We start from the raw sequence: 23244 nt of genomic DNA, 5'->3' as shown, positions 1-23244 counted from the left end.
CTTTAAAAAGGGCCATACTTTATGCTTTGAGCAATGATCAAAAAGATAATTGCTACGGCAACCTGTATCAAAAGATAGGGAAATACCCATTTCACCCATTTCGTAAATGATATGCCGGCCACTGCCAGTCCAGCCAATAGCACTCCAGAAGTCGGAAATATCATATTCGAAATCCCATCCCCTAATTGGAAAGCTAAAACTGCCGTTTGTCTTGTCACACCCATTAAATCCGCTAATGGAGCCATGATCGGCATCGTCAATGCTGCTTGTCCGCTTCCTGAAGGAACAATGAAGTTAAGGAATAATTGGACAATGAACATTCCGATTGCATTTATGGCGGGAGGAAGCTGCTCAACCAATCCTGCAGCATAATATAAAATGGTATCAAGCAATCCGCCACTTGTAATGATGACCAAGATTGTCTGAGCAACACCTATTATCAATGCCCCGGAAACCATATCGCCTGCTCCTGAAATAAAACCATTAGCCATCTTGGACGGAGTCAAGCCTCCGATTAGGCCCATTATGATCCCGCTTAATAAAAACAAGCCGCCAATTTCACTTATATACCATCCTAATTTAATAACTCCATAGACTAATAGGATGAAATTCACCAATAAAATAATTAAAGCAGCGCTATGTCTTTTGCTCATCCTAAAGTTTTTATCAAGTTGTCCATGTTCTTCACGCCTGAATTTCCCATACTCCCCCAGTTCAGGGTTCCTTTTAACCTTCATTGCATGAAAATAGATGTACAATACTGTAACGACATAAAAAACTGCAAGAAGAGCGATTCGCAATCCCATTCCCGAATACATGGGCAATTCTGCAATGCTTTGGGCAACTCCAACATTAAATGGGTTCGTAATGCCCGAAATGAATCCAGTCGCCAATGTTCCAAGGATGACGATCGCAAAACCAGTAAGTGCATCAAAGCCTAATGCGATCGTCATCGGAACAATGATGGCGATATAAACTAATGCATCTTCAGCAGAGCCGATCAGTGTCCCTAATGATGCGAAGATTAATACCATCAACGGAATAAGCAATTTTTCTTTTGTTCCGAATCGGATAGCCACAAACTTAATGAAAGAATCCAGTGCTCCTGTTGCCTGCATGATTCCCAGTGCTCCGCCAAACAAAAAGACGAACAAGATAATTGACGCTCCTTCAATCATCCCTGCATGAATACTGCTGAACATTTCCAATAATCCCACAGGTGTTGATTCTACGAATTCAAAAGAAGTGGGATCGACTACACTTCGGCCATCCTTTTCAATTCTTTCATATTGGCCTGCTGGTAAGATATAGGTTAGAACCGTCACTATCACAATTACGATAAACATTAATACAAAAGGATTTATCCCTTTTTCCGGCAACTCCGTTAGTTGGTTAAGTGGCTTATTATTCTGATCAAGCGGCTTGGAAGTGATTGGACCATTAGGCAGGTCATTCATCTTAATACCCCCAGTTAAAGTTTAATGCTATTAATCCAGTTTTCCTGTCGGACCATCACTTCTCAACCAAACACTTAAACATACTCTTTATTAACTTCTCAAGCAAAACGGGCGTATGGACAAAGGCGCTATCGATGTGAAGGCGCTCAGTACGCTGATGGGCATCCTTGCCGAATGGCCCCACATTAAGTACGGGTGCCTGAAGTTTTTTCATATCGGCAAAAGGAATGCTGTAAGTATCGCCCCAGACTGGTGTATTTTTTTCAAAAGCCGTCCAGCCGTCAGAGTCATCAGTATATTGAACATAGCTTAAATCGCAAAGGCCATTAAAATAATGAATTTGTCTGACTTCTTCATCAAACTTTCTGGCAGTTTCCTTCATTAATTTCACAGATTCGATGATAAGCGGATCATCGGACGAATTGACGGCTGGATAATATGGCGGTGCGAACAGCAATACAATGGCGGGTGAAAGCTCATGACATTGTATCATCAATTTTTCAGCGATCCGCACTGATTTTTCCCGTTCATCCAAATCCTTGTTTCCTTTAACTTCACTCTTTATTTGCTGAACAAAACTCCCGCCAAATTTGCCCTCGGCATATGAAAGTAACTTTTCGTAGCGCAATACTTGTACTTCGCCTACACCTTCAATTTGTTCACGCAGACAAAGTTCTTTATAAGATTCATTGCATTTCATCGCTGCTTCGTTCGCAACCTGCTCGAATAAATCCATTATTTCTGCAGCTGTTCTTTTCATGATGAACACATTATAAAGCGCGGCTGCCCGATAAGGTGTCTGTGTTGAATATTGTAGTTTTAGATCTTTTTGCTGAAGCGATACGGGTAAAGGTGTTTCCTCGCCAAGGTCACTTTCCAGAAAAAGAGTGTTCCACTCCATGAGCTGCGTGAGAAACGAGGCTATATAGTTAGCGGTTATGCCCTTTAATGGCTCACCTACATGAGTTTCTTTCCCATAAAAAAGGGCAGCGGGCATGATTTTCCCCAAAGTTCCGGAATAAATATAATGATTATTATCACCCGGTTTCTGTGAAAAGGACGGTTCACTATTAAAAAACATTTTATAGGAAAGGTCATATTTATCCCGTAAAGCCACAAGTTCTTTAACTGCAGCCCTCATTCCCGCAGAATTCACTTCCTCATCCGGAACCGTTAACAGCAGGAGATTGATCGGCCATTGTTCGATGCTTGCCTTTTCGATGATAGCCATATGAAGGGCAAGCCCCATTTTCATATCCATCGTTCCTCTACCAAACAAGTACCTTCCTGATTCCAGATCAATGCGCGCTTCTTCAGGCAGATCATCTTTCCTATCGTGAAGTTTTTTCGTGAGCTCCTCTGGTTGAAATGCAAGAGTCTCAAGGTCACCGTATTCTTCAGTATGAACCGTATCAAAATGGCTAATTAATACTACGGTCTCCCTGCTATCGGGATGTTTATAAAAGGCATTCACAAAATTCCTTCCTAAATCTGCCTCGTGAAGCGATAAGTGTGCCGGGTTCCTTTTAAAATAATCAAGCTCCCTTAATTTCTCTTGCACCTTATAAGGGAACGTTCGCTCCCCTGGTGTAAGAGTCCGGCTTTCCCAGCTAACAAGTTCACACAACAAAGCACGGAGCGTTTCTGGAGTATCCCATAGTAATTGACTCATTTCAATCCCCCTTCATCAATATTTGTACGCACCACCGGGCAGGTTAAACAGGTAGGACCTCCAGTGCCCTTGAAACTGATTTCAGTTCCTTTGTACTCATAAACTGTCGCTCCCGCATCAATTAACTTTTGCTTCGTGTAAGCGTTGCCAGAAGGTATCACGCAAACCCGCGGAGCAATGGCAAGCACATTACAACCCAAGTTCAAGTACTCATCAATCGGCACTTCGATAAGCTGAATGCCTCGCTCAATAAGCAGTTTTCTGAAAAAGACAGGCATAAGGCGGGAATGAACTACCGCTAAATCATGGTCGACCATGCTGATGAAAGACATGAGATGGAGACACTCTGCCTCTCCTTGATCATGCGGAAGCTGAACTACGATGAATTCATCCACAAGATGTGCGGTCATTTCCTTTAATTGCCGAATGGCTTCAGCGTTTGTACGATAACCATGCCCGACAACCAAGGTCTTATCATCAAGCCAAACGATATCACCGCCATCCGCGACCGCATCACCCGTTAAATACCCAATGATCGGGATGTTCTTTTCCTTACAGTATTCCTTGTATACAGTCGCTTCAGGCTGCCTCGATTTTTTCCCCGACTTTAAAATAATGGCCCCTTGGCTAGTGAATTTTACTGGATCATGCGCATATAAGGAGTCAATGCCAACTACCGAAGATGCTGGCAAATAATCGATGTTTGGGACATATTTCTCCAAAATGGATATAAAGTCACCATACTCTGTTAGCGCTTCGTTGAAATCTGGCTCTTCCAAAAAGTTGAAGTTCTCCCATGTTTGGCTTAAATGCTCTTGACTAATAAAAGCTTCTTTCGGATGTTTTACAATGACACGTTCCAATGGTTTGTACATAGACGAACAAAATGTCACTGCCTCCCCCTCCTTTTCCGCATAGCGGAAAACGTTTCCGCCAATAGGAATTTTTCTTTTATTATAAATTTAGATTTGGTATAATGTCAATATGTTTTAAATTTTCAAATAAATTAACTTTTTATTTAACTTGTATGGAAAGATAGGTGGTTTTTATATGCAATCAATTGACCGCGCCATGAACGTTATAAAGGTGCTGGTATCCAATTCTTCGGAAAACTGGCTGTCAATTACGGAACTTTCCCAAGAATGTGATCTTCCTGTCAGCTCCATGCATCGTTTGTTAAAGGCAATGTCCTTGCATGGATTAATTCAACAGGACGGACAATCCAAACAATATGGTTTGGGGAATATTTGGCTCGAATATGGTTTGCGCATGTATGACAAAATGGATTACATTAGTCAAATAAGGCCTGAACTCGAAAGGCTGATGAACAAAGTGGAGGAAAGCGTCTATCTAAGCCAACCAATCGGGATGGAATCACTCGTTATCGAAAGGATCGACAGTGAAAAGAGCCAAATCCGGGTTTATGACCAGCTTGGCTCACGTGTACCTATGCATATCGGGGCTGCCAATAAAGCGATGCTCGCCTATATGCCATATAATCAAACGAAAAAAATCGTAGATGCTCTTCTGCCAGCTCAAGAAAGAGCAGCTTTTTGGGATATATTGCAAGAGACTAAAACGAAGGGACATGGGATCAGTCACAGTGAAAGAACAGAGGGAACATGTTCTGTTGCCGTACCGATATTGAACCATTTTGGTGAGGTTCACGGTGCGGTGAGCATTGGTTTTGTCAGTTTTAACCTGACAGATGAAAGACTCGATTTCCTCATTAAGAATGTGATGGAAACTGGGAATCGGGTTTCTGCAAAATTGGGGTATAGGGGACCATGAAAATAAGAGAGAAGTGGAGGATTATCGGATAAAACAAAAAGAAGATGAATCATCTCATCTTCTTTTTGTTTGGCTCTTTTCGTAAAGATTGTTGTTTTTAAAACGAAACTATTTTAGGTTGATTGGAGCGGAAGTGCGAGACTCCTGCGGGAGCTGCGGGACAGGTGAGACCCCACAGGCGTTTTCGCCGAGGAGGCTCACCGCCCGCCCCGCGGAAAGCGAGCATCTGGAGGGGAAATCAACCACACTGCACTACTTCATAAATAGCAATAAAGTATGCGAAAACAGCCTTTCGTTTTATATTAATCGCTGCCGGTCACAAATAAATCTTCTTTAAAATAGGCGAGTACCTCGCCGGCCACCACTGGTTCGCCTTCCAATACCTCCAAAGTTTCTATTTTCCCGCTGACACCAATATCAATGATTTCCACACTTCCATCTGCCTTCTTAATCTGAAATAATTGATCCCATTCGTAAAATCTGGAATTTTTGGATATTGAAATTTTTTCAACCCTGCCATCACAAGGGCTAAGAATCACATCAACGTACATTTACATCATTCCTTCCTTCAGTATTCTTCAAAATGAAATGGGGTTTGTAAAACTAACCTTAGAAAGTTTTGGAACTCAGATATATCTTCTTGTTCAATGCCAAGAGTCGGAGCCCAGTACTGATCCAAATTAATATCATTGGCACAAAGCAGGATCATTCTTCCGCTTTGCATGGAAGTCACCATTGCTTTACCGAAAAACTGGGCCGAATATACAATGGTTACATCATATCTATAATCTTGTGACAATAAGCAATAATGATGAATAGCCTGGTTTTCTTTATTTTCGGAAAGAATATCAAAATTCAACGGATTGCCTCCTTTCTTGTAAACCCTAATTCGTTCAGAACCTGATCCACCCCCGAAGCTGGGATGCTTCTGCTATTTTGCGAATCCCTTCAATATAAGCAGCCACTTTCATGTTCACGGAATATTTTTGTGAAGTATGGTAGACATTCAAAAAGCTGGCCGTTATCTTTTCCTTCAATCGTTCATCTACAAGCTCTTCCGTCCAGTAATAACCTTGATTGTTCTGGCACCATTCAAAATACGAGACTATCACCCCTCCTGAATTCGCCAAAATATCCGGGACTAGCACTATACCTTTATCATCGAGAATCTTGATCGCTTCCTTTGTCGTCGGCCCATTTGCTGCTTCAATCAGGATTTCACATTTTAGTCGTTTTGCATTATCCTTATTCACCACTCCGCTAATGGCTGCGGGGATCAGCACATCACACTCTTTTTCCAATAATTCTTGATTGGATAATGAATCTTTGTATAAGTTCGAAACGACCCCAAAAGAGTCCCTGTTCTCCAAAAGGTAAGGAATGTCCAATCCATTCGGATCATATAAACCTCCAAGTTCATCCGCTATTCCGACAACCTTTGCCCCCATTTCATGTAAATACAATGCTAAATGACTGCCAACATTCCCGAATCCCTGGATGATTACCCGCATGCCTTCAATGGGAATCCCCTTTAAATCACAAATCATTTGAAGTGTATATAATACGCCCTTGGAAGTGGCTTTTTCCCTGCCCTTCGATCCTCCTAATCTCAGAGGCTTTCCTGTAATGAAGCCCGGTGAATCGAATTCCCTGATGTGATCATATTCATCCAGCATCCAGGCCATGATTTGTGAATTCGTATACATATCTGGTGCCGGGATATCTTTTGTAGGGCCCACTATTTGACTTACTGCCCTGACATACCCTCTGCTTAATCGTTCAAGCTCAGATGAACTCATCTGTCTCGGATCACACACAATGCCGCCTTTTGCTCCTCCGTATGGAAGATCGGTTATTCCGCATTTCAAGCTCATCCATCCGGCCAATGCCTTAACTTCTTCAGGAGTGACATCCGGGTGAAACCGGATTCCCCCTTTCGTTGGACCTGCTGCATCATTATGTTGAGCACGATACCCTTGAAACATCCTTGTCTCGCCATTATCCATTTGAATAGGAATACAGACTTCCAGAAAACGCATTGGCGCTTTCAGAAAATCAAAAACCTGCTCTGGATAGTCCAAAACATGAATCGCTTCTTTTAAGATATCCTGGAATTCTTGCAGCGGATTATCCAATTGACGTTTTTCAATAACCTTAATTTTCTCTGTCATTTTAGCACCTCTCTTTTATTCTTATTACTTATTAAGCAACTTTCATGCCAGCTTTGAGGATATTGTATGAATAGCACCATACCGCCATTTGCCCTCATCCATATCACACATACACTCATCAGGACATATGTATTAATTCATAAGCAATTCAGATTTGCATATGTAAAAAGTGATGATTAAATACAAAAAAAAGCACCAGATAAATGTATAAACATTCAGTGAGTGCTCTTTTTTTGTTTATCTTGAAAAAGAAAGTGTTGACCTGTAGCAGATGCCAAATGATGGTACAAATCTAATCAAAGGCAGCCAATCCTAGGAACCAACTGTTAAGCTTAAAAAAATACTCAAAATATATATTGAAACTTCTATTTTCCAACCAACAGGTTTAACTCATCTACAAACCTTTTTGTGATAATTTCCGGGCGAGTAATGGCCGTTCCTACTACGACTGCAAAAGCTCCACTTTCAATAGCTTTTCTAGCATGATCTTTCGTATGAATATGCCCTTCAGCGATGATGGGGATATTTAAGGCAGAAGAGAGTTTTCGAATAAGGTCATAATCAACCTCCTTCACGTATTTTGTTTCCTCTGTATACCCACACAATGTGGTTGATATTATATCAGCACCGAACTTTTCTGCGATTAGTCCCTCTTCAAAAGTCGCACAATCTGCCATCACTAAAATATTGGGATGCTCACTATTTATTTTACCTATGATTCTTTCTACCGTTTCTCCATGGGGGCGCTTTCGTTGAGTCCCATCTAATGCTACGATTGACGCTCCAGCCTCAATAATGCTTATAGCACTTTCATAGGTAGGAGTAATATATACTTCACATTCTTCGGTCCATTGCTTGTGAATACCTAATACAGGCAGTTTTGTTACCTTTTTAATCGCTTTAATATTTTCTGGCCCGGTAGCCCTAATACCAACTGCGCCTCCCTTTTCTGCAGCCTTGCTTAATGCGCCCATGATTTCCGCCCCATACATCGGCCATCCCCTTCTAGCCTGGCACGAAACTATCAATCCATTCCTAATAGATTCCAGTACGTTTTTTTTATCCATAATTACCACCTAAACAACCCCCAAGAATTTACCAGCTAATCCTACCATAAAGCAAAGGAGGATTAACCAGTAGATAGCTTTTTGATATTTAAGTAATGCCCATAAGAAACCAAGTGTTAAGAGGAGGGGTAAAAGCCCAGGTAAAATTGAATCAAGAAGTTCTTGTAAATTTATTTCTTTTCCACCAAAGTTCCATTTAGCAGCCACGGCCACTTTAACAAAATTCACTACCATTGATCCTGTTACCATTAATCCTACAATGGTAGCTCCCTGAACAAACTTATTTAGCACATCAGAGTCTTTCATTTTAAGGATGAGGCTTATCCCAAACTGGTACCCATAGACAATACCGTAGTAACGAGAAAAAATATTGAGCAAGACGTTTGGCACAATAAATATAATGGGTCCAAGTGAATTTCCATCCAACGCCAAACCAGCGCCGATTGCAGCAAAAATGGTCATAAAAGTTGCTTTAAAAACAGAATCGCCAATTCCAGAGAGCGGTCCCATCAATGCGGCTTTCGTAGAAGAAATTGTGTCGGATGTGATGGGATTACCTTGTGCCCGTTGTTCTTCAAGTGCTAGAGTAACACCTATGATGGCATTGGAAGTATACGGATGGCAGTTAAAAAATTCATTATGACGAACAACCGATTCTTTTAAATCCTGATTATTTGGATAGAGTTTTTTGAGTGCCGGCAATATCGCATAGCAGAATCCTAAACTGCCATAACGCTCATAATTTATAGACGTCATACTGAAGAATGTGCGGAAGAATGTTTTCATTAAATCCTTCCTTGTCAGAATCGTCGTTTTAGCTGTACTCTTGCGGGAGGAATCACGGGGAATTCCACTATCATTTCCTTTCGTTCCCACTGCTGTAATGCTGACCGCGATTCCAAGACCCAAAAAGGCTATCGATAGTACATTTAGTTCCAAGTAGACTGCCAGAACAAATCCAATTAGGAAAAATGACCAAAACTTCTTGAAGTTCATCATTTTCAGGAGCATGGCCATTCCAATTGCAGGTAGGATCCCTGCTGTAATCTTTAACCCTTCCATAAACCAAGAAGGCATTGAGCCTACGATATTATTTACAAATTCACTACCAAAATAAACGGCTAAAAAAGTTGGAATGAACATCACTGTAAAAAAAACGATTATTCCAAAAAGGTGAAGCCGTTCTGCCCTTTTTAGATTTAGCTCTTGTAAAGCATTGTCTGCCCGATGCACTAGATAAATATTAAAGTTCCAAGCTAGCATGATTAAAAATTGTGCTAAAATACCGATTGGTAATGCCAGAGCAATTCCAACCTCAGGCTTCCCCCCAGCACTAATCGCGAAAATAGTCCCAATTAGACCAGCAATTTGTGCATTAGGAGGAACACTACCTCCAATGGGCAAGACACCCATAAACATCAATTCCACACTGGCCCCTACAATCAATCCAGTCTGTAGGTCTCCCATTATTAGTCCCAACAATGGCCCAGCAAAAATGGGACGGCTAATCATCCAATATCCATATCCATAATTTTCGGTCATGAGAATTGCAACAAAACCACTTAACAAAATCGCTGATATTAACTCAATTTCCACTTTTCCTCCCCCTTTTTACTCTGACTATCTTTTCGACCATTAAATCTTGGTGAATAAATCAATCGATTTATCATTAGGAGAGGTTCTGATCTCACAAGGGATCCCGTGATCTCTAATCTTGAGAAAAATAGATTTATCTTCTTCATCCAAATAGACTGTTTTACTTATTTCCTGTTTTCCTACTTTATAGTACATGCCACCTACATTTATAGAAGGCAGAATGATACCTTTTTCAATGAGAGATAAAAGGACTCGAGGACTTTTTACTACAATAAACGTTTTTTCCTGATCAGACTGCTCAACCAGATATTTGACTGCATCTTCGACAGAAAGGATAGCATGTCTTTTCCCCGAAGGTACTGCCAAGCTTAGTAACAAAAGTTGTGTAGGGTCGGTTGCAACCCTATCATCAATTACAATAAATTCTGTGACTTGATAAGCAACACTCCATGAATAAGCAACTTGCCCATGTATGAGGCGTTCATCGATACGGGTAACAACGATACTCATTACAATTCCTCCTTTATGGGGTTAACTGTAGAGTTTATATAGCTAATACTCATAGAGGTATTAGCTATAAGCTCTTCGGGACTTACCGGTGAAAGGCAAGATTCAATAACTAAACCTAAATGAAAACCAGCGATTACTTGTACCCGGCTACCTTTCAACACTTGAAGTGTAGCTGCATTGCATGGGGTACCCCCTTTAATATCTGCCAGAATGATTATTTCTTTGTACCAATCCAACAATTGATTGACGGCCGATTCCAGTTCTCTTGCAAATGAATCTAACGTTACTTGATCATCCATGCTCAATGCAAAGAGTTGCTTCTGTTTCCCTGCTATAAGCTCTACACAGTCTTTCATAGTCGAAGCTAAATTTCCATGACTTACAAGTAAAATGGCCCGATTCAAACTATCTCCTCCTTATAACGTAATTTTTTGAATATTCACACAAACCAATCTTATTGAAAAAGAATTAAAAAATCAAGGTTTTATTAAAAATAAAAGAAATAAAATTTCTTTTATGGCATTTTTTTTTGCATTATGTGCAAAAAACATTTCATTTATGATATAAATGAAACAATAGGGATTTACATCATTTAATAAAATATTTAATAAAGGAGACATATCATGAGCTTAACTTTATTACAAAAAATAAATGAAAAAGCGGATTCCTTGTCTCGTGCTGAACGGCAAGTAGCCAAATATATATTGGACCATGCAGATTTGGTGCAAACTTACACGATTTCTGAAATATCTACCAACGCAAATGTTTCCCAAGCTAGTGTTGTGCGTTTTTGTAAAAGAATGGGTATAGACAGCTTTAAAACCTTTCAACATACATTGGTGAAAGAAATGAGTTCAAATAATGCCAACATTAATGACCTTTCTTTACTGCGTGAAAATGATACGCCCTATCAACTTTTCCAAAAAGTAACTATGAGCAATAAATTTGCTTTAGACTCTTTAGTACAAACGCTTAACAAAAAAGAGTTTGAAAAAGCAGTGGAATGCTTAAGCCTAGCAAAGAAAATTGCATTTTTTGGTGTTGGGGGCTCCTCTACGGCTGCATTGGATGCTAGTAATAAATTTGCTAAACTTGGCGTTACTACAGGAATGAACACTGACTTTCATACAGTTATTTCCCATATTTCCAATTTCACACCAGAAGACGCGTTGGTCATTTTCTCCACATCCGGAAAAACAAAAGATATATTGGAGATGGCTTCATATGCGAAAAAGATAAACGTACCAGTATTGGCAATAACCGCTTATACAAAGTCTCTTTTATTGAAAATAGCAAGTATACAACTTTGTTTTCCTGACATCGAACATGATCAACGAATCGGTAGTATAGCATCTAGAATCATGCAACTTAACATGGTTGATGCTCTTTACTTAAGTGTTTTTCATCGAATCGATAAAAAAACCATAGATAACTATCAAAAAGCACGTGAAGAAATTCTACGACTAAGAAGATAGCCTGCTTAAGGATGTGTTTTACTACATTTCGTTAAGAGGCTTGGTATGTATTAATTCATAGGCATTTCAGGATTGCATATAAAAAAACGCATCCTTATCGGATGCGTCAGTTTGTAGACAAAAGGAGCTTCCATCTAAAATTTTAAACATAGTTGATTGGAACGGAAGGTGCGAGACTCCTGCGGGAATAGCGAGTCTAAGGGAGCCTCCTCGGCGCAATTGCGCCGAGGAGGCTCCCGGACCGCCCGCGGAAAGCGAGTACCTGAAGTGGAAATCAACGTCCAAATTTGTAAAAGCCAAAAAAAAATGTAGACAAACTCGATTTTCATCGAGTTTGTCTACAGTCTGAAGCATCCTTATCGGATGCGTTTTTCCTTGCAAAGTCTTATAGCTGAATTTCTTCAACTTGGTATTGGGGCGGTGCCTTCCTGAATGCCTTTGTGATATATAATAGATAACAAAAACCAATAATGAACCAACTTGTCCCCATTATTAGGGAACTTGCCTCAAGGTTGATCCATAGAATGCCAATTGCTATAGCTCCAATTAAAGGCATAATTAAGTATTTAATACACCCCTTTACCGTTCGGTGCTCCTTTTCCCGAATGATAAAATGGCTGATCACTGAAAGATTTACAAAGGTAAATGCCATTAATGCACCAAAGTTGATCAGTGACGTTGCTGTCACTAAATCAAAGAATAAAGCTGACATTGAAATGACTCCAACTATGAGTACATTAATGGCTGGTGTCTTCCACTTGGGATGAATGAATCCAAACCATTTTTCAGGAAACACTTTATCACGGCCCATAACATACAAAAGACGGGAAACGCTGGCATGTGATGCTAGTCCCGAGGCTAACGTATTGACGAAAGTCGTACAAAGAAAAATGGATTGAAATAGCTTCCCGCCTACATAAAGGGCGATTTCCGGTAATGCAGCATCCGGTTCCTTAAAACGGGATATATCCGGAAAAAAGAGCTGAATAAAGAAAGATGCGGTAATGAAGATGATTCCACCCCATAGCGCAGTTAAAAATATCGCTTTTGGAATCGTTTTTTTCGGATCCGGCGTTTCCTCAGATAGGGTCGTTACCGCATCGAATCCCAAAAAGGAAAAACAAAGGATTGTAGCCCCGGTTATTATGGCCGAGAAGTCCATCCCTTCATTTACGAAAGGCATTAATGTAAACACTTCTCCTGTACCTTCTCCATCATTTAAACCTTTGACGACAAGAATGATGAACACTGCCATGATGGCAATCTGAATTATAACAAAAAGCGCATTAAAGTTAGCAAGTACATTGACGCTCCTGAGATTGAGAATGGTGACGATTGCTACGAACAATACTACCCAAATCCATGTAGGAACTCCTGGAAATAATGCTGTCAGATAAATTTTGGTCAACAATGCATTGACCATAGGTAAAAACAAATAGTCCAACAACGAAGACCATCCTACCAGGAATCCTACATGCGGGTTTATCGCCTTTTGCGTATAAGTGTAGGCAGAACCTGCAGCAGGAAAAACCTTTACAAGTTTTCCATAGCTGGCTGCTGTAAAAAGCATCCCCACCAATGCAACGATATAAGCAGTCGGCACATGGCCGCCCGTAATCCCAGATACAATGCCGAATGTATCAAATACGACCATGGGGGTCATATATGCTAACCCCATCATAACGATTTGCCATAATTTCAGTGATCTTTTCAATGTAACCTCATTTTCCACCTATCATTCCTCCTTGAAACCGCTTTCAAACCAGTGAGTTCAATTTCTTAACTAGAATAATCCCCATGCCTCCCTCTTTTTTAAAAGTTTTACCTGTATACCTTTATGCAATTTCTGTGCCACATGATTTCGGTTTATTTTGACAAACGAAAAACGCCTTAATTCCTGTATTCTTACCGGCAAATGATTGATTCACAGATATGAAGTCTTTCAGCATCTTCATTGACGATTCAATTTCCCATAACTTATTCGCCTTTGCATACACAATGCCCATGTTATCTTGTAAAAACCCTAATTAAATCACTCACAGTGACTTGGCATGATAATTGCTGATTAATCATCTATAGGAATTCATTTAATGAGTTTCAAAACTACTATAGTTATAAGAAAATGGAGGAATAGAAAAATGAAATATCCTTTATCACCTGATGTTAAACCAGAGTTTTGTACCACCGGATCATTTATGCGCTTACCTTCTTCAAGGGAAAATGCCAAATTGGCAGTGGTAGGTATGCCTTTTGATACAGCTGCTTCATTCAGGGTAGGAGCCAGGTTTGCCCCACAGGCAGTCCGCCAAGCATCCATGACGTTGTTTCCTTATCATCCCATTCACAAGGTATTTCCGTTTGACGAATGTAATGCAATTGATATCGGGGATGTTTCGGTGATTCCCCATAATATACATCGAAGCTATGAGTTAATTGAAAAGGCTATGTCAGACTTGATGAAAAATGGCATCATTCCAATAGGCATCGGAGGAGATCATTCAGTAACATTGGCTAATTTAAGAGCAGCCGCAAAAATCCACGGTCCTGTTGCACTTCTTCATTTTGATTCACATACAGATACTTGGGATACTTATTATGAAGAAAAATACTGGCACGGTTCCCCGTTTATCCGTGCATATGAGGAAGGTTTGCTCCAAACGGATAAAGTTTTCCAGATTGGCATCAGAGGTACGCTCAATCATCCAGGAGATTTAGATTCCAGTACAGAACTAGGATACAATGTGATAACTACGCCCGAGCTGAAGAAGAGAGGAATCGAAGATGTCGTGAAGGAAGTCAAGAAAACCATTGGGGATACACCATGTTTCTTGACATTCGATATTGATTTTGTCGATCCATCCTGCGCTCCTGGAACTGGCACATTGGAGGTCGGCGGTCTAAATAGCTTTGAAACCCTTGAAATGATACGCTCTCTGCAAGGATTCAACTTTATTGGGTTCGACCTGGTGGAAGTCCTCCCGCCGTATGATCCAACACAAATTACATCACTATTGGCAGCCACCATCATTCATGACTTTGCCAGTCTAGTAGCCTTACAACTAAAAGAAGAAGAAAAAAAGGAGAATTCAGCCGAAAAAAGTTTATAGGACAAACACTGGCCATACAGGCCGATACTGTTAATCGATCTGAAAGATCCAAGCTAATGATATAAAAGTCCTGAAATTCAAAAAGCACCTGTTTATGAAAACAGATGCTCAGACTGTAGACAAATTCGAAGAAAGCGAATTTGTCTACAGTCTTTTTTCTTTAAAAATGTTCCAGCTGATTTCGGAAATCCGCTCCCTTTCCGCCGACTGTCTGCCAATCCTCCTCGACGCAAGCGTCTGTGGGGTCTCGGCTAGCCAGCTATTCGGCAGGAGTGTCGCAAATTTCTTCAATCCATTGAGGGTTTCATAAAACAGAAAAAAACATTAAGGATCATCTAATCTTCCTTTAAAATCATGGTTATATGTGAAATCATTCCGAGCCCCCTTTTATCGACAAATTGAGCATCTTCTTAGGTGAAAGCAGATGCTTTTTTTCTATGTTATCTTTTACTATAGTACTGCTATTTTAACTGTAAATAATGTCATATCGGGTTGGGAAAATTGGCTCCTCATCCTGTTTCCGGCGACATAAGGAATCAAAAAAACACATCCCATCTGATAGAATGGAATGTGTCTTCATTTTATTCGTCCGATTCTATCCCGGGACGATTGGATTGTGTTGGCAGGGTGTCCCAAAAACTTGCATCGACAGTTTCAATTGAATCATCGGCAATAGCTCTGACAGCTGCATCCAAAGTGGTTACCGTTTGCTTAATTAGATAGCCATTACTTTTTTGTCCAAGCGCTACAGACTCGACATTGTGGTCCGACATACCTCGCATCTCAAAGAGCAGTGTGGCAATGTCATAACGGACAGCTGCACCATTACGGCCTATATTTTCTCCAGAACCGCCATCATACCTACCAATATGCCCCCAACCAGTTGGTTCAATGGAGTTATATACGACAGCACCCAGTTTCTTTGACGCTTCTAACACTTCAGGCTTTACGCTCGCGTTTGTAGGATGAAGAATCGAACCTGAAACAAGTTCACCATCTGTTTCGCTTAGCGTCCCTTGATGATGTAAATCTATCATGTAATCTATATCGTATTTCGCAAATACTTTTTCGTGTAAAGCCTTTACTTCTACTTGCATGGAATCAGTTTTTTTATCATGCTCACGGTTTAAGTCGATCCCATTTGCATTTGCCCGTGTTAAATGCCGATCACCTTTTGCTAAATAGTCATCAAGAGGGAAATTGACATCTCCCATGGCTCCATCTGCATTTAACATGGGAATGATCAGTATATTAACATTTTCCAATAAACCTTTAGTCTTATTCGTGCCTAGATGTTTAATGAATTCGAGAGCACCCTCGGTAGTCAGTTGTTCATTTCCATGCTGTTGCGTTAAAAATAGTATGGTTGGATTCTTAGGATTTGACATGTACTTCGCTAGGTAAATGTCCCTTCCTTTTACCGTTTCCCCGATTACTTCCAGTGCCAGCCTTTCTTGTTTAGCATCCTGCGTTTCAAGATAGCTCACCAGGCTTTCATATGTATGAAGATTTGAAGTTGTCACTTGACCATTTCCAGCACTGGGGCCATTTCCAACCGCTCCGACTGGTAACGCAACAGCTGTTACTGCGCCTAACGTCATTAAACTAGATAATGAAACTGATAGAACTTTCTTTTTAAAATTCAAAATAAACCCTCCTCATTAAATATAACAATCAAGAAATATAACTATTATTAATATTCTGACATTTTTACTACTTTATGTTAATAGTGAAAAATGACTATGTTTCCAAATAGTTTTCTTCTACCAAAAAACATTTTTGTTCCCGATGAAGAAAAACCAGACGGACACCAGTCTGTTCAGACTTTAGACAAACTTGATGAAAATCTAGTTTGTCTATTTTTATGGCTTGTACAATTTGGACGTTGATTGGAACGTAGGGCACTCGCTTTCCGTGGGCGGTCGGCCCTCGGCTTTCGCCTGCGGGGTCTCCCCTAGACGCGCTTTTCTAAGCAGGAGTCTCGAACACCCGCTTCAATCAACTTTGTCTTACCTTTTAGATAGAACACTTTTTCCTAGAGTTCCGTCTGGTTACTTCAATATAGGCTGGAAGTTGATAGAACTATCATTTCCTCAATTTTTATTATTGCCTGCCCTCCGTCAGTGGAATGGACTCGTATTGTTCCGGATTGATTTTATATACAGAGCCATCAGTAACTCCATCAATTATTCCATATAACCCTCTTTCAACTGCTTTAATAAGCATGCCTTTTTTCTTTTGGCCAAAAGACTGTGTTTGACCTCTAACTTCAAAGAGTACTGTCCCGCTTCCGTTTAAAGCAAAGGCTCCTAAAGCCGTTCCAGGAAGGTTTTGATTTTGCGGATACAAGGATATATTCCCATATGGAGAATTACCTTGTGCTTTCATGGCATTATATACCGCCACATTCAATTGTCTGGAAAAATCATAATTATAGTTTTTTGCATATTTTGCATAATCCTGCCCTGAAGGCGAGCTTGGATCAGGAACAAATTGAGCAGAAATCGAGTAGGTGACTAAATCATCCGTTCCATCAACTTCATAATAGGGAGCTTGGTGATGCAGGTCCACAAAAATCTCCACCTTACCGTATTGCTTCAGTAGAGACTTGTAAACATCACGTGTTGTTTGTGATTCAGGTGTTATGAACCAACCAGGGGTGGATGATTTTCCAGGGAAGTCTTTAGCTTGGGGAATATAATTTAAATCAGGATTAAAGTCACGATTAACATCGAAACCTGGTTTGGACTCATAATCGAATGATTCATTTTTGTATGTATAGTAATTCCAAGATGGTTTCGCTCCTGCTAACTGCGGAAACTGGTCGACGACCTCTGCCCAGGTCATATCATTTCCGCGACGGTTCAATTCAGCGGCATCGGGATTCATTTTAGGCAAAGCTACCAAGGTAATTTCTTTACGAATTTTTTCCGCTTCAGGTGTGTTGGTCCCCAAAAACTTCAAGATATTCAAGATGGCATCCGTACCAGTTTTCTCATTCCCATGGATCTCACTTTGAATGAAAACGACTTTGTCGCCAGTTCCCACGGTTGCTTTATAGATTTCTCTATGTCTATTGGAATATCCAGCTACATCCACTTTTACTTTACCTTGGCTATCACTCGCAATTTGTTCTAGCTTTTTCCCTAGTTCAGCATGATCTGTAAAACCTGAAACCGAATAAGTTTGTTGAATGGGTGTTCCCGGGGATGTTTCATTAGCTGCAAATGCTGGTGCCGCAATACTCGCCGAAAGAACGGCAACTCCCAGAGTTGAAATAACCTTCCTGTTTTTCATATGACAATAATCACTCCCTAAAAATATTCTTCTATCTCATTATACAAAATGGAAAAGTAGAAATATGTTGGAATTTGATGTCGTATTATGGCTATTTTATGACGCGGGCACCTGCTTTAGCTAAAAGTTGGGTGCTGCACTAATATATACTCTTTAATGTTAGTGCAAAAATGCATATTTTCCCACAACAACGATCTCCGACATTGTTATCTCGGACCGTTGTTGCCGGATGCCTTTAACCATATATATATATTGGCTATGCATTTAGTCGAATTGATGATTTGTACTATAACATCACAATACGTTATAATAAAAGAAAAAAATAAGAGAAAGGGGAAAATATGAAACTCAACACTCATAGTTCTACGCCATTATATATGCAATTGAAACAATCTATTATTGAAGATATAAACAAAGGGATTTACTCTCCTGGCGAAAGATTACCAACCGAAACAGAATTATGTGACATATATGGAGTAAGTCGCATTACTGTTAGAAAAGCGGTTTTGGACTTGGTGGAAGAGGGTCTTCTAATACGCCAACAAGGAAAGGGAACATTTGTCCAATATCCTAAAGTAAAAAGGGAACTATTTGCTGTTAACGGCCATGCTGAATATATGTCAGAATTAGGGAAGATACCTCAAACTAAAATCCTTTCATTTGGAATCATACCCGCACCGGCTAATATTTCTAAATCCTTGGAGATTATTCCTGAAAGTGATGTTCTTGAATTACAACGGATCTTATACTATGATAATCAACCTCTCACCTTGGAAATTTCTCATTATTCCTTAAAGGTTCTGCCTAATTTAAATGAACATGTCCATAACTCCGTTTCCATGTATGACATCATAAAGCATAAATATAATATAACTCCTGTTCATAACACGAAACTCTTAAATATGGTATTGGCAAATGCAGATGAAGCAAAATTTTTAGAGTGCGAAGTGGGAGATCCCCTTTTCAAAGTGGAGAAAGTGGCATATGACGCAAAGAAGCAGCCCATCCATTCCTCCTTCTTATATTATCCTGCCAATCGCGTGACCTTTACGATTGATAGTTCCATGTCGCAAGAAAAAGGTAACGAATCCCCCTCCTAATCCGGGATCTCGTTACCTTTTTCCATCTATAAATCATGTTAAACCAGCATATGGTCAGGAATATATTCTTTACCATACCCAAATGCTCCATAATCCTGACAGGTTTGGGAGGCAGCTAAAGCTCCTTTTTGTAAAGCTTTATTTACATCTTGCCCTTGGACATACGATGAGAGAAAACCAGCAATAAATGAATCTCCCGCCCCCAATGTATCTACAACTTTGGTTTGGATAATAGCTTGTTCATATAATTGATTTTCAATTGATAAGAGTGCTCCCTTTTCCCCACGAGTAACACATACCACTTTTGAGCCGAACGAATGCACTTTTTGAATCAGTGCATGGCACTCTGCAGTGTTTAAATTACTTCCTGAAAAAAATGCATATGTCACATACGGACAAACTTTTTGTAAATAGTGTTCCTCTTGGTTTGTCGAAAAATCAAAAGAAATGTCAATGAGTTGACTTAATGATGGGAGGTTATGCTCAATATGGCTATAAACACTTGTATGAAGAAGGTCGTGTTGCCGAATATAATCCAAATCCTTGTCATTCAGTACAATCCCCAATCTGGATTGAATTCCCCCTCTATTGGAACCAATGAAAATTCGGTCCCCGTCCTTATCCAACGCGACGACGGCCATACCATTCTCCCCTACCGCTTGTCTTACTCTACTAATCTCCATCTTTTCCTTTTGCAATACCTCCAACACATGGTCTGCCGCCCCATCATTTCCTACAATGCCAATATATGAAGATTGCTCATCATTTAAACGATTGTACATGACTGCCACATTCAATGAATTGCCGCCGGGATATATCTTTCCTTGGTCTTTATAAAAATCTACTACGTTATCTCCAATTCCAATTAGCTTCATGCCCGTTCCCCCTGTAATCATTTTACACTTCCACTAGCAATTCCACGGATAAAATACTTCTGCATGAATAAAAATAAAATGACGATAGGTGCCGCTGAAATCGTTAATCCAGAAAGCAACACTCCCCAATCGGTTTGCAATGCATCTCGGAATTGCATTAAACCGGCAGGTATCGTACGCAAACTATCATCGTCTATAAAGATGATGGCGAACATGAATTCATTCCAAGTATAGTAAGCTGTTAAAATTACCGTCGTTAATAAAATAGGTTTACTCATGGGTATGAAAATCCTAAAAAGGATTCCAAGGTTTGTGCACCCATCCAGCCGGGCAGCCTCTTCCAGTTCTTTTGGAATGGACAGGAAGTAGGCACGAATCAACAAGATGGTTAGCGGAATTCTGTATGCTACATAAGGTAAGATTAGCGCCCAATGGGTGTTATATATCCCAAGCTTCTGAATGATATTATACAAAGGGATCAGGCTTACTTGGGGAGATAGCATCAAACCGCCTAAGCATATGACCAAAATGAAAGCCTTTCCACGAAAATCGAAGCGAGATAATCCGTATGCACCTAACGCACTTACTAAAACCGTTAGCATACAAGTCATGCCAGTAACCATGACACTATTTAAAAAGTAGGAAGAAATCCCACTATTCCAAGCTGTAACATAATTTTCAAACAACCATGTATGAGGAAGTGACCAACTATGGTTGAAAATTTCCTCTGTGCTTTTGAAAGAACTGATGACCATCCATAATAAGGGATATGCAACAACAAGAAAGTAGGCGATCAAACCTGCATAAACAAGGGCTATTCTCATATTATAGGTTTTTCTTTTCCTTGCATACTCTAGATCTTCCACAACTAATTCCGGTACTCCGATCGTTGATTTAGGCATCTCCATTATTAGTCCTCCTTTCCCGTTTTAAATATTTTCATTTGAACAAGAGAAATAAGTAACGTAATAATTAAGATAACCGTTGCTATGGCAGAAGCATATCCCATCATATCTTTTGAAAAAGCCGTTTTATATAAATAGGTACTCAGGACTTCCGAAGAAGTTCCCGGTCCCCCTCCGGTTAAGATATATGGCTCATTAAACACTGTAAAGGCACCTGTCAATGTTAATATTACGGCGACGAATGTCATTTCCTTTGTTGCTGGAACCGTAATGTGAAAAAACGTTTTTATTTTATTCGCTCCATCCATTTCAGCTGCTTCATATAGTTCAGGTGAAATTTTTTGAATGGATACGATATATAGCATGGCTATATAACCAATTGATTGCCACTGTGAGACAGCAATGACTGCATAGATTGCCGTTTCACTATCACCCAACCATGGCAGTGCTAAATTATTCAATCCAATCATTTTAAGAAACTGATTTAACAACCCTACTTCCGGGTTGTAAAAAAATGAAAACAGCAATGCGATGACTGTCATTGAAACGACGACCGGCAAAAAATAGACTGTGCGAAATATAGGTGAAAATTTACGGATTAATTTATCTTCTAAAACAGCTGCAATAATTAACCCTCCAAAAACCTGGAAAACAATCGAAATGACAGCATAAAGAATATTATTTTTTAAAGCTTCATAAAATACGGGATCTTTAAATAAAGTAAAGTAATTATCCATCCCTACAAATGCTTTATCTGGTGAAAATGTACTCCAATTATACATACTATCGCCAATATTCTGGAAAATGGGAATATAAACAAGCAATAAAAAAACTAATGCTGGAAGAAGATATAGATAAGGTACAAATTTATCGGGTTTTATCATTAAAATATCACTCCCTTAATAAAACGGAAAAATGAATTCCCTTATTTCCCCGCTTCAAACCTAACGGTATCAGCAGCTTTTTGAACATCACGCATAATTTGTTTAGGTGTTTTATCTCCATTTAACATCATTTGTGTTCCGGTTAAATAGGCATCTGCAATACGCGCATCGATGCTCATGTCAAACCATGGGGCCATTTCTTTTGTGTTTAATATGCTTTGAACCGCTTCCAGCTGTTCCGGGGAAGAATTATTTTCATTCACCGTACCTTTAACTGCACTATACTTGCCTACATCAGTGACTAGTTTCTCTCCCATATGTTTAGTGGTTAGAAACTTTAAAAACTCCATCGCTTCTTTGGGATGCTTTGTCTTGGAAGAAACCATAAAGCCTTCAGGCGATCCAGTTAGATTTGTTTGATTACCCTTTCCTCCTTCTACCTCAGGAAAGTTAAACATTCCAAGTTCAAACTTAGTGGGTCCAAATAACTTGATCTCTGCCGTTTCTGCATAAAACATAGGTGCTTTACCATTTGAAAATTGCTGCCTTGCATATTCATGATCTATTGAATTAGTATTCTCATTAAAGTAAGGTAACAACTCTTGGAATTTCTCAAGCGCTTTTATGTAGTCGTCATCCTTGAATTTTCCGGTTTTCCGATTATAATCCATTGCCAGCACTTCCGGACTAACCAGACGTTGATTCAGTGTGCCCACATAATGGGAAATTGTCCAAGTATCTTGACTGCCGAATTGAAGAGCTGTGTAGTTATTCTTTTTTAACACTTTTAATACATCGATAAAATCATTCCAGGTTTTAGGTGGGTGTATGTTCAATTTTTCGAAGACATCCTTGTTATAGAAAAACATTTTCCCATCCATTGTTACGGGGACACCATACACCTTATCATTAAATGTATATGGTTTGACTTGGGATGGAACGAGTTGAGAAGACCATGTCGGATCGTTTTTATAATAAGAAGTTAAATCCAAAGCTTTATCGCCTCGCACAAACTGACTGGCAAATTCATCACTCCAAGAGAAATAAATATCAGGTGGATTATTTGTACCTGTCATTACTTTAATTTTGTCTTTATACGAATCGTTTAGGACTGCTTCGGTTTTAATATGGATATCGGGGTTTTGTTTTTCAAATTCTTTTACAACTTCATTAAAGTAGGTTTTTTCCGGTTCCTTTGGCCACCTATGGAAAAATGTTAAGGTGGTTTTTCCAACATCTGATTCTGAAGATGTTCTTTCACCAGAACATCCCCCAAGCATTAAAGATAAACTTAAAAATGATGCGAATATAAGTTTTGTTTTTCTCATGAATACCCT

Annotated in this window: 21 protein-coding genes; 4 read left to right on the top strand and 17 right to left on the bottom strand. The window is 39.7% G+C overall.

What is annotated here, in order from left to right; all coding sequences use genetic code 11:
* Positions 1-2: 2 nt before the first annotated feature.
* From A6755_RS12075 to A6755_RS12065, 3 genes are all read right to left on the bottom strand, one after another.
* Positions 3-1346, bottom strand: coding sequence for a YfcC family protein (locus A6755_RS12075; RefSeq protein WP_241635501.1), 1344 nt, complete (start codon positions 1344-1346; stop codon positions 3-5).
* 166 nt (positions 1347-1512) lie between these two features.
* Positions 1513-3129 carry a M20/M25/M40 family metallo-hydrolase gene (locus tag A6755_RS12070; protein ID WP_063590771.1) on the bottom strand — a complete coding sequence of 539 codons (1617 nt, stop codon included), beginning with the start codon at positions 3127-3129 and terminating at the stop codon, positions 1513-1515.
* The gene (locus A6755_RS12065; RefSeq protein WP_034307759.1) at positions 3126-4004 is read right to left on the bottom strand and encodes a dimethylarginine dimethylaminohydrolase family protein; all 879 of its coding nucleotides are present in this window, start codon (positions 4002-4004) and stop codon (positions 3126-3128) included. The genes A6755_RS12070 and A6755_RS12065 overlap by 4 nt, the downstream gene beginning before the upstream one ends.
* Positions 4005-4179: 175 nt before the next feature.
* Here A6755_RS12065 and A6755_RS12060 point away from each other — a divergent pair, with 175 nt between their 5' ends.
* Complete coding sequence (locus A6755_RS12060) at positions 4180-4920, top strand: IclR family transcriptional regulator (RefSeq protein WP_063590770.1); 741 nt, start codon at positions 4180-4182, stop codon at positions 4918-4920.
* 302 nt (positions 4921-5222) lie between these two features.
* Here the strand turns inward: A6755_RS12060 and A6755_RS12055 are convergent, their stop codons facing one another.
* The 7 genes from A6755_RS12055 to A6755_RS12025 all read right to left on the bottom strand — a co-directional run bounded on the left by A6755_RS12055 (position 5223) and on the right by A6755_RS12025 (position 10668).
* Entirely contained in the window at positions 5223-5471 is a 249-nt protein-coding gene (locus A6755_RS12055) for a biotin/lipoyl attachment domain-containing protein (RefSeq protein ID WP_034307763.1), read from the bottom strand.
* A gap of 17 nt (positions 5472-5488) precedes the next feature.
* Positions 5489-5779 (bottom strand): SAV0927 family protein, encoded by a 291-nt coding sequence (locus A6755_RS12050; protein ID WP_034307765.1) that lies wholly within the window; start codon positions 5777-5779, stop codon positions 5489-5491.
* Positions 5780-5813: 34 nt separating this feature from the next.
* On the bottom strand, positions 5814-7091 hold the full coding sequence (locus tag A6755_RS12045; protein WP_063590769.1) for a Glu/Leu/Phe/Val family dehydrogenase: 1278 nt from the start codon (positions 7089-7091) through the stop codon (positions 5814-5816).
* Positions 7092-7456: 365 nt separating this feature from the next.
* Positions 7457-8158: an N-acetylmannosamine-6-phosphate 2-epimerase gene (locus tag A6755_RS12040; RefSeq protein ID WP_034311239.1), complete on the bottom strand. Its 702-nt coding sequence runs from the start codon at positions 8156-8158 to the stop codon at positions 7457-7459.
* A gap of 9 nt (positions 8159-8167) precedes the next feature.
* Positions 8168-9754 (bottom strand): PTS system mannose/fructose/sorbose family transporter subunit IID, encoded by a 1587-nt coding sequence (locus A6755_RS12035; protein WP_202808327.1) that lies wholly within the window; start codon positions 9752-9754, stop codon positions 8168-8170.
* Between the two features lie 39 nt (positions 9755-9793).
* Entirely contained in the window at positions 9794-10264 is a 471-nt protein-coding gene (locus A6755_RS12030) for a PTS sugar transporter subunit IIB (RefSeq protein WP_063590768.1), read from the bottom strand.
* Positions 10264-10668 carry a PTS sugar transporter subunit IIA gene (locus A6755_RS12025; RefSeq protein ID WP_063590767.1) on the bottom strand — a complete coding sequence of 135 codons (405 nt, stop codon included), beginning with the start codon at positions 10666-10668 and terminating at the stop codon, positions 10264-10266. The genes A6755_RS12030 and A6755_RS12025 overlap by 1 nt, the downstream gene beginning before the upstream one ends.
* Before the next feature lie 216 nt (positions 10669-10884).
* On the opposite strand from A6755_RS12025, the gene A6755_RS12020 reads away from it, so the two are divergent.
* Entirely contained in the window at positions 10885-11739 is an 855-nt protein-coding gene (locus A6755_RS12020; RefSeq protein WP_084737655.1) for a MurR/RpiR family transcriptional regulator, read from the top strand.
* 385 nt (positions 11740-12124) lie between these two features.
* Here A6755_RS12020 and A6755_RS12010 read toward each other — a convergent pair whose 3' ends face one another.
* Complete coding sequence (locus tag A6755_RS12010) at positions 12125-13471, bottom strand: APC family permease (RefSeq protein WP_063590764.1); 1347 nt, start codon at positions 13469-13471, stop codon at positions 12125-12127.
* A 406-nt stretch (positions 13472-13877) separates the two neighbouring features.
* Here A6755_RS12010 and speB point away from each other — a divergent pair, with 406 nt between their 5' ends.
* Positions 13878-14846 (top strand): agmatinase, encoded by a 969-nt coding sequence (speB, locus tag A6755_RS12005; protein WP_034307776.1) that lies wholly within the window; start codon positions 13878-13880, stop codon positions 14844-14846.
* A gap of 581 nt (positions 14847-15427) precedes the next feature.
* Here the strand turns inward: speB and A6755_RS12000 are convergent.
* Positions 15428-16492: a M14 family zinc carboxypeptidase gene (locus A6755_RS12000; protein ID WP_134402128.1), complete on the bottom strand. Its 1065-nt coding sequence runs from the start codon at positions 16490-16492 to the stop codon at positions 15428-15430.
* Positions 16493-16949: 457 nt separating this feature from the next.
* A complete protein-coding gene (locus A6755_RS11995; protein ID WP_063590763.1) occupies positions 16950-18143 on the bottom strand; it encodes a M14 family zinc carboxypeptidase in 1194 nt (397 codons plus the stop codon).
* Positions 18144-18484: 341 nt separating this feature from the next.
* Here A6755_RS11995 and A6755_RS11990 point away from each other — a divergent pair, with 341 nt between their 5' ends.
* A complete protein-coding gene (locus A6755_RS11990; protein WP_063590762.1) occupies positions 18485-19243 on the top strand; it encodes a GntR family transcriptional regulator in 759 nt (252 codons plus the stop codon).
* 38 nt (positions 19244-19281) lie between these two features.
* On the opposite strand, the gene A6755_RS11985 is transcribed toward A6755_RS11990, so the two are convergent.
* The 4 genes from A6755_RS11985 to A6755_RS11970 form a co-directional block, all read right to left on the bottom strand.
* Entirely contained in the window at positions 19282-20118 is an 837-nt protein-coding gene (locus A6755_RS11985) for a PfkB family carbohydrate kinase (RefSeq protein ID WP_034311248.1), read from the bottom strand.
* Positions 20119-20135: 17 nt separating this feature from the next.
* Positions 20136-20942 (bottom strand): carbohydrate ABC transporter permease, encoded by an 807-nt coding sequence (locus A6755_RS11980; RefSeq protein WP_226990416.1) that lies wholly within the window; start codon positions 20940-20942, stop codon positions 20136-20138.
* 86 nt (positions 20943-21028) lie between these two features.
* Positions 21029-21907, bottom strand: a complete 879-nt coding sequence (locus A6755_RS11975) for a carbohydrate ABC transporter permease (protein ID WP_063590761.1) — start codon at positions 21905-21907, stop codon at positions 21029-21031.
* A 41-nt stretch (positions 21908-21948) separates the two neighbouring features.
* Positions 21949-23235: an ABC transporter substrate-binding protein gene (locus tag A6755_RS11970; RefSeq protein WP_063590760.1), complete on the bottom strand. Its 1287-nt coding sequence runs from the start codon at positions 23233-23235 to the stop codon at positions 21949-21951.
* Positions 23236-23244 lie beyond the last annotated feature (9 nt).

Origin of the sequence: Peribacillus frigoritolerans, from assembly GCF_001636405.1 — a bacterium.
GTDB lineage: Bacteria > Bacillota > Bacilli > Bacillales > DSM-1321 > Peribacillus > Peribacillus frigoritolerans.
This window is presented reverse-complemented; position numbering and strand designations above follow the sequence as displayed.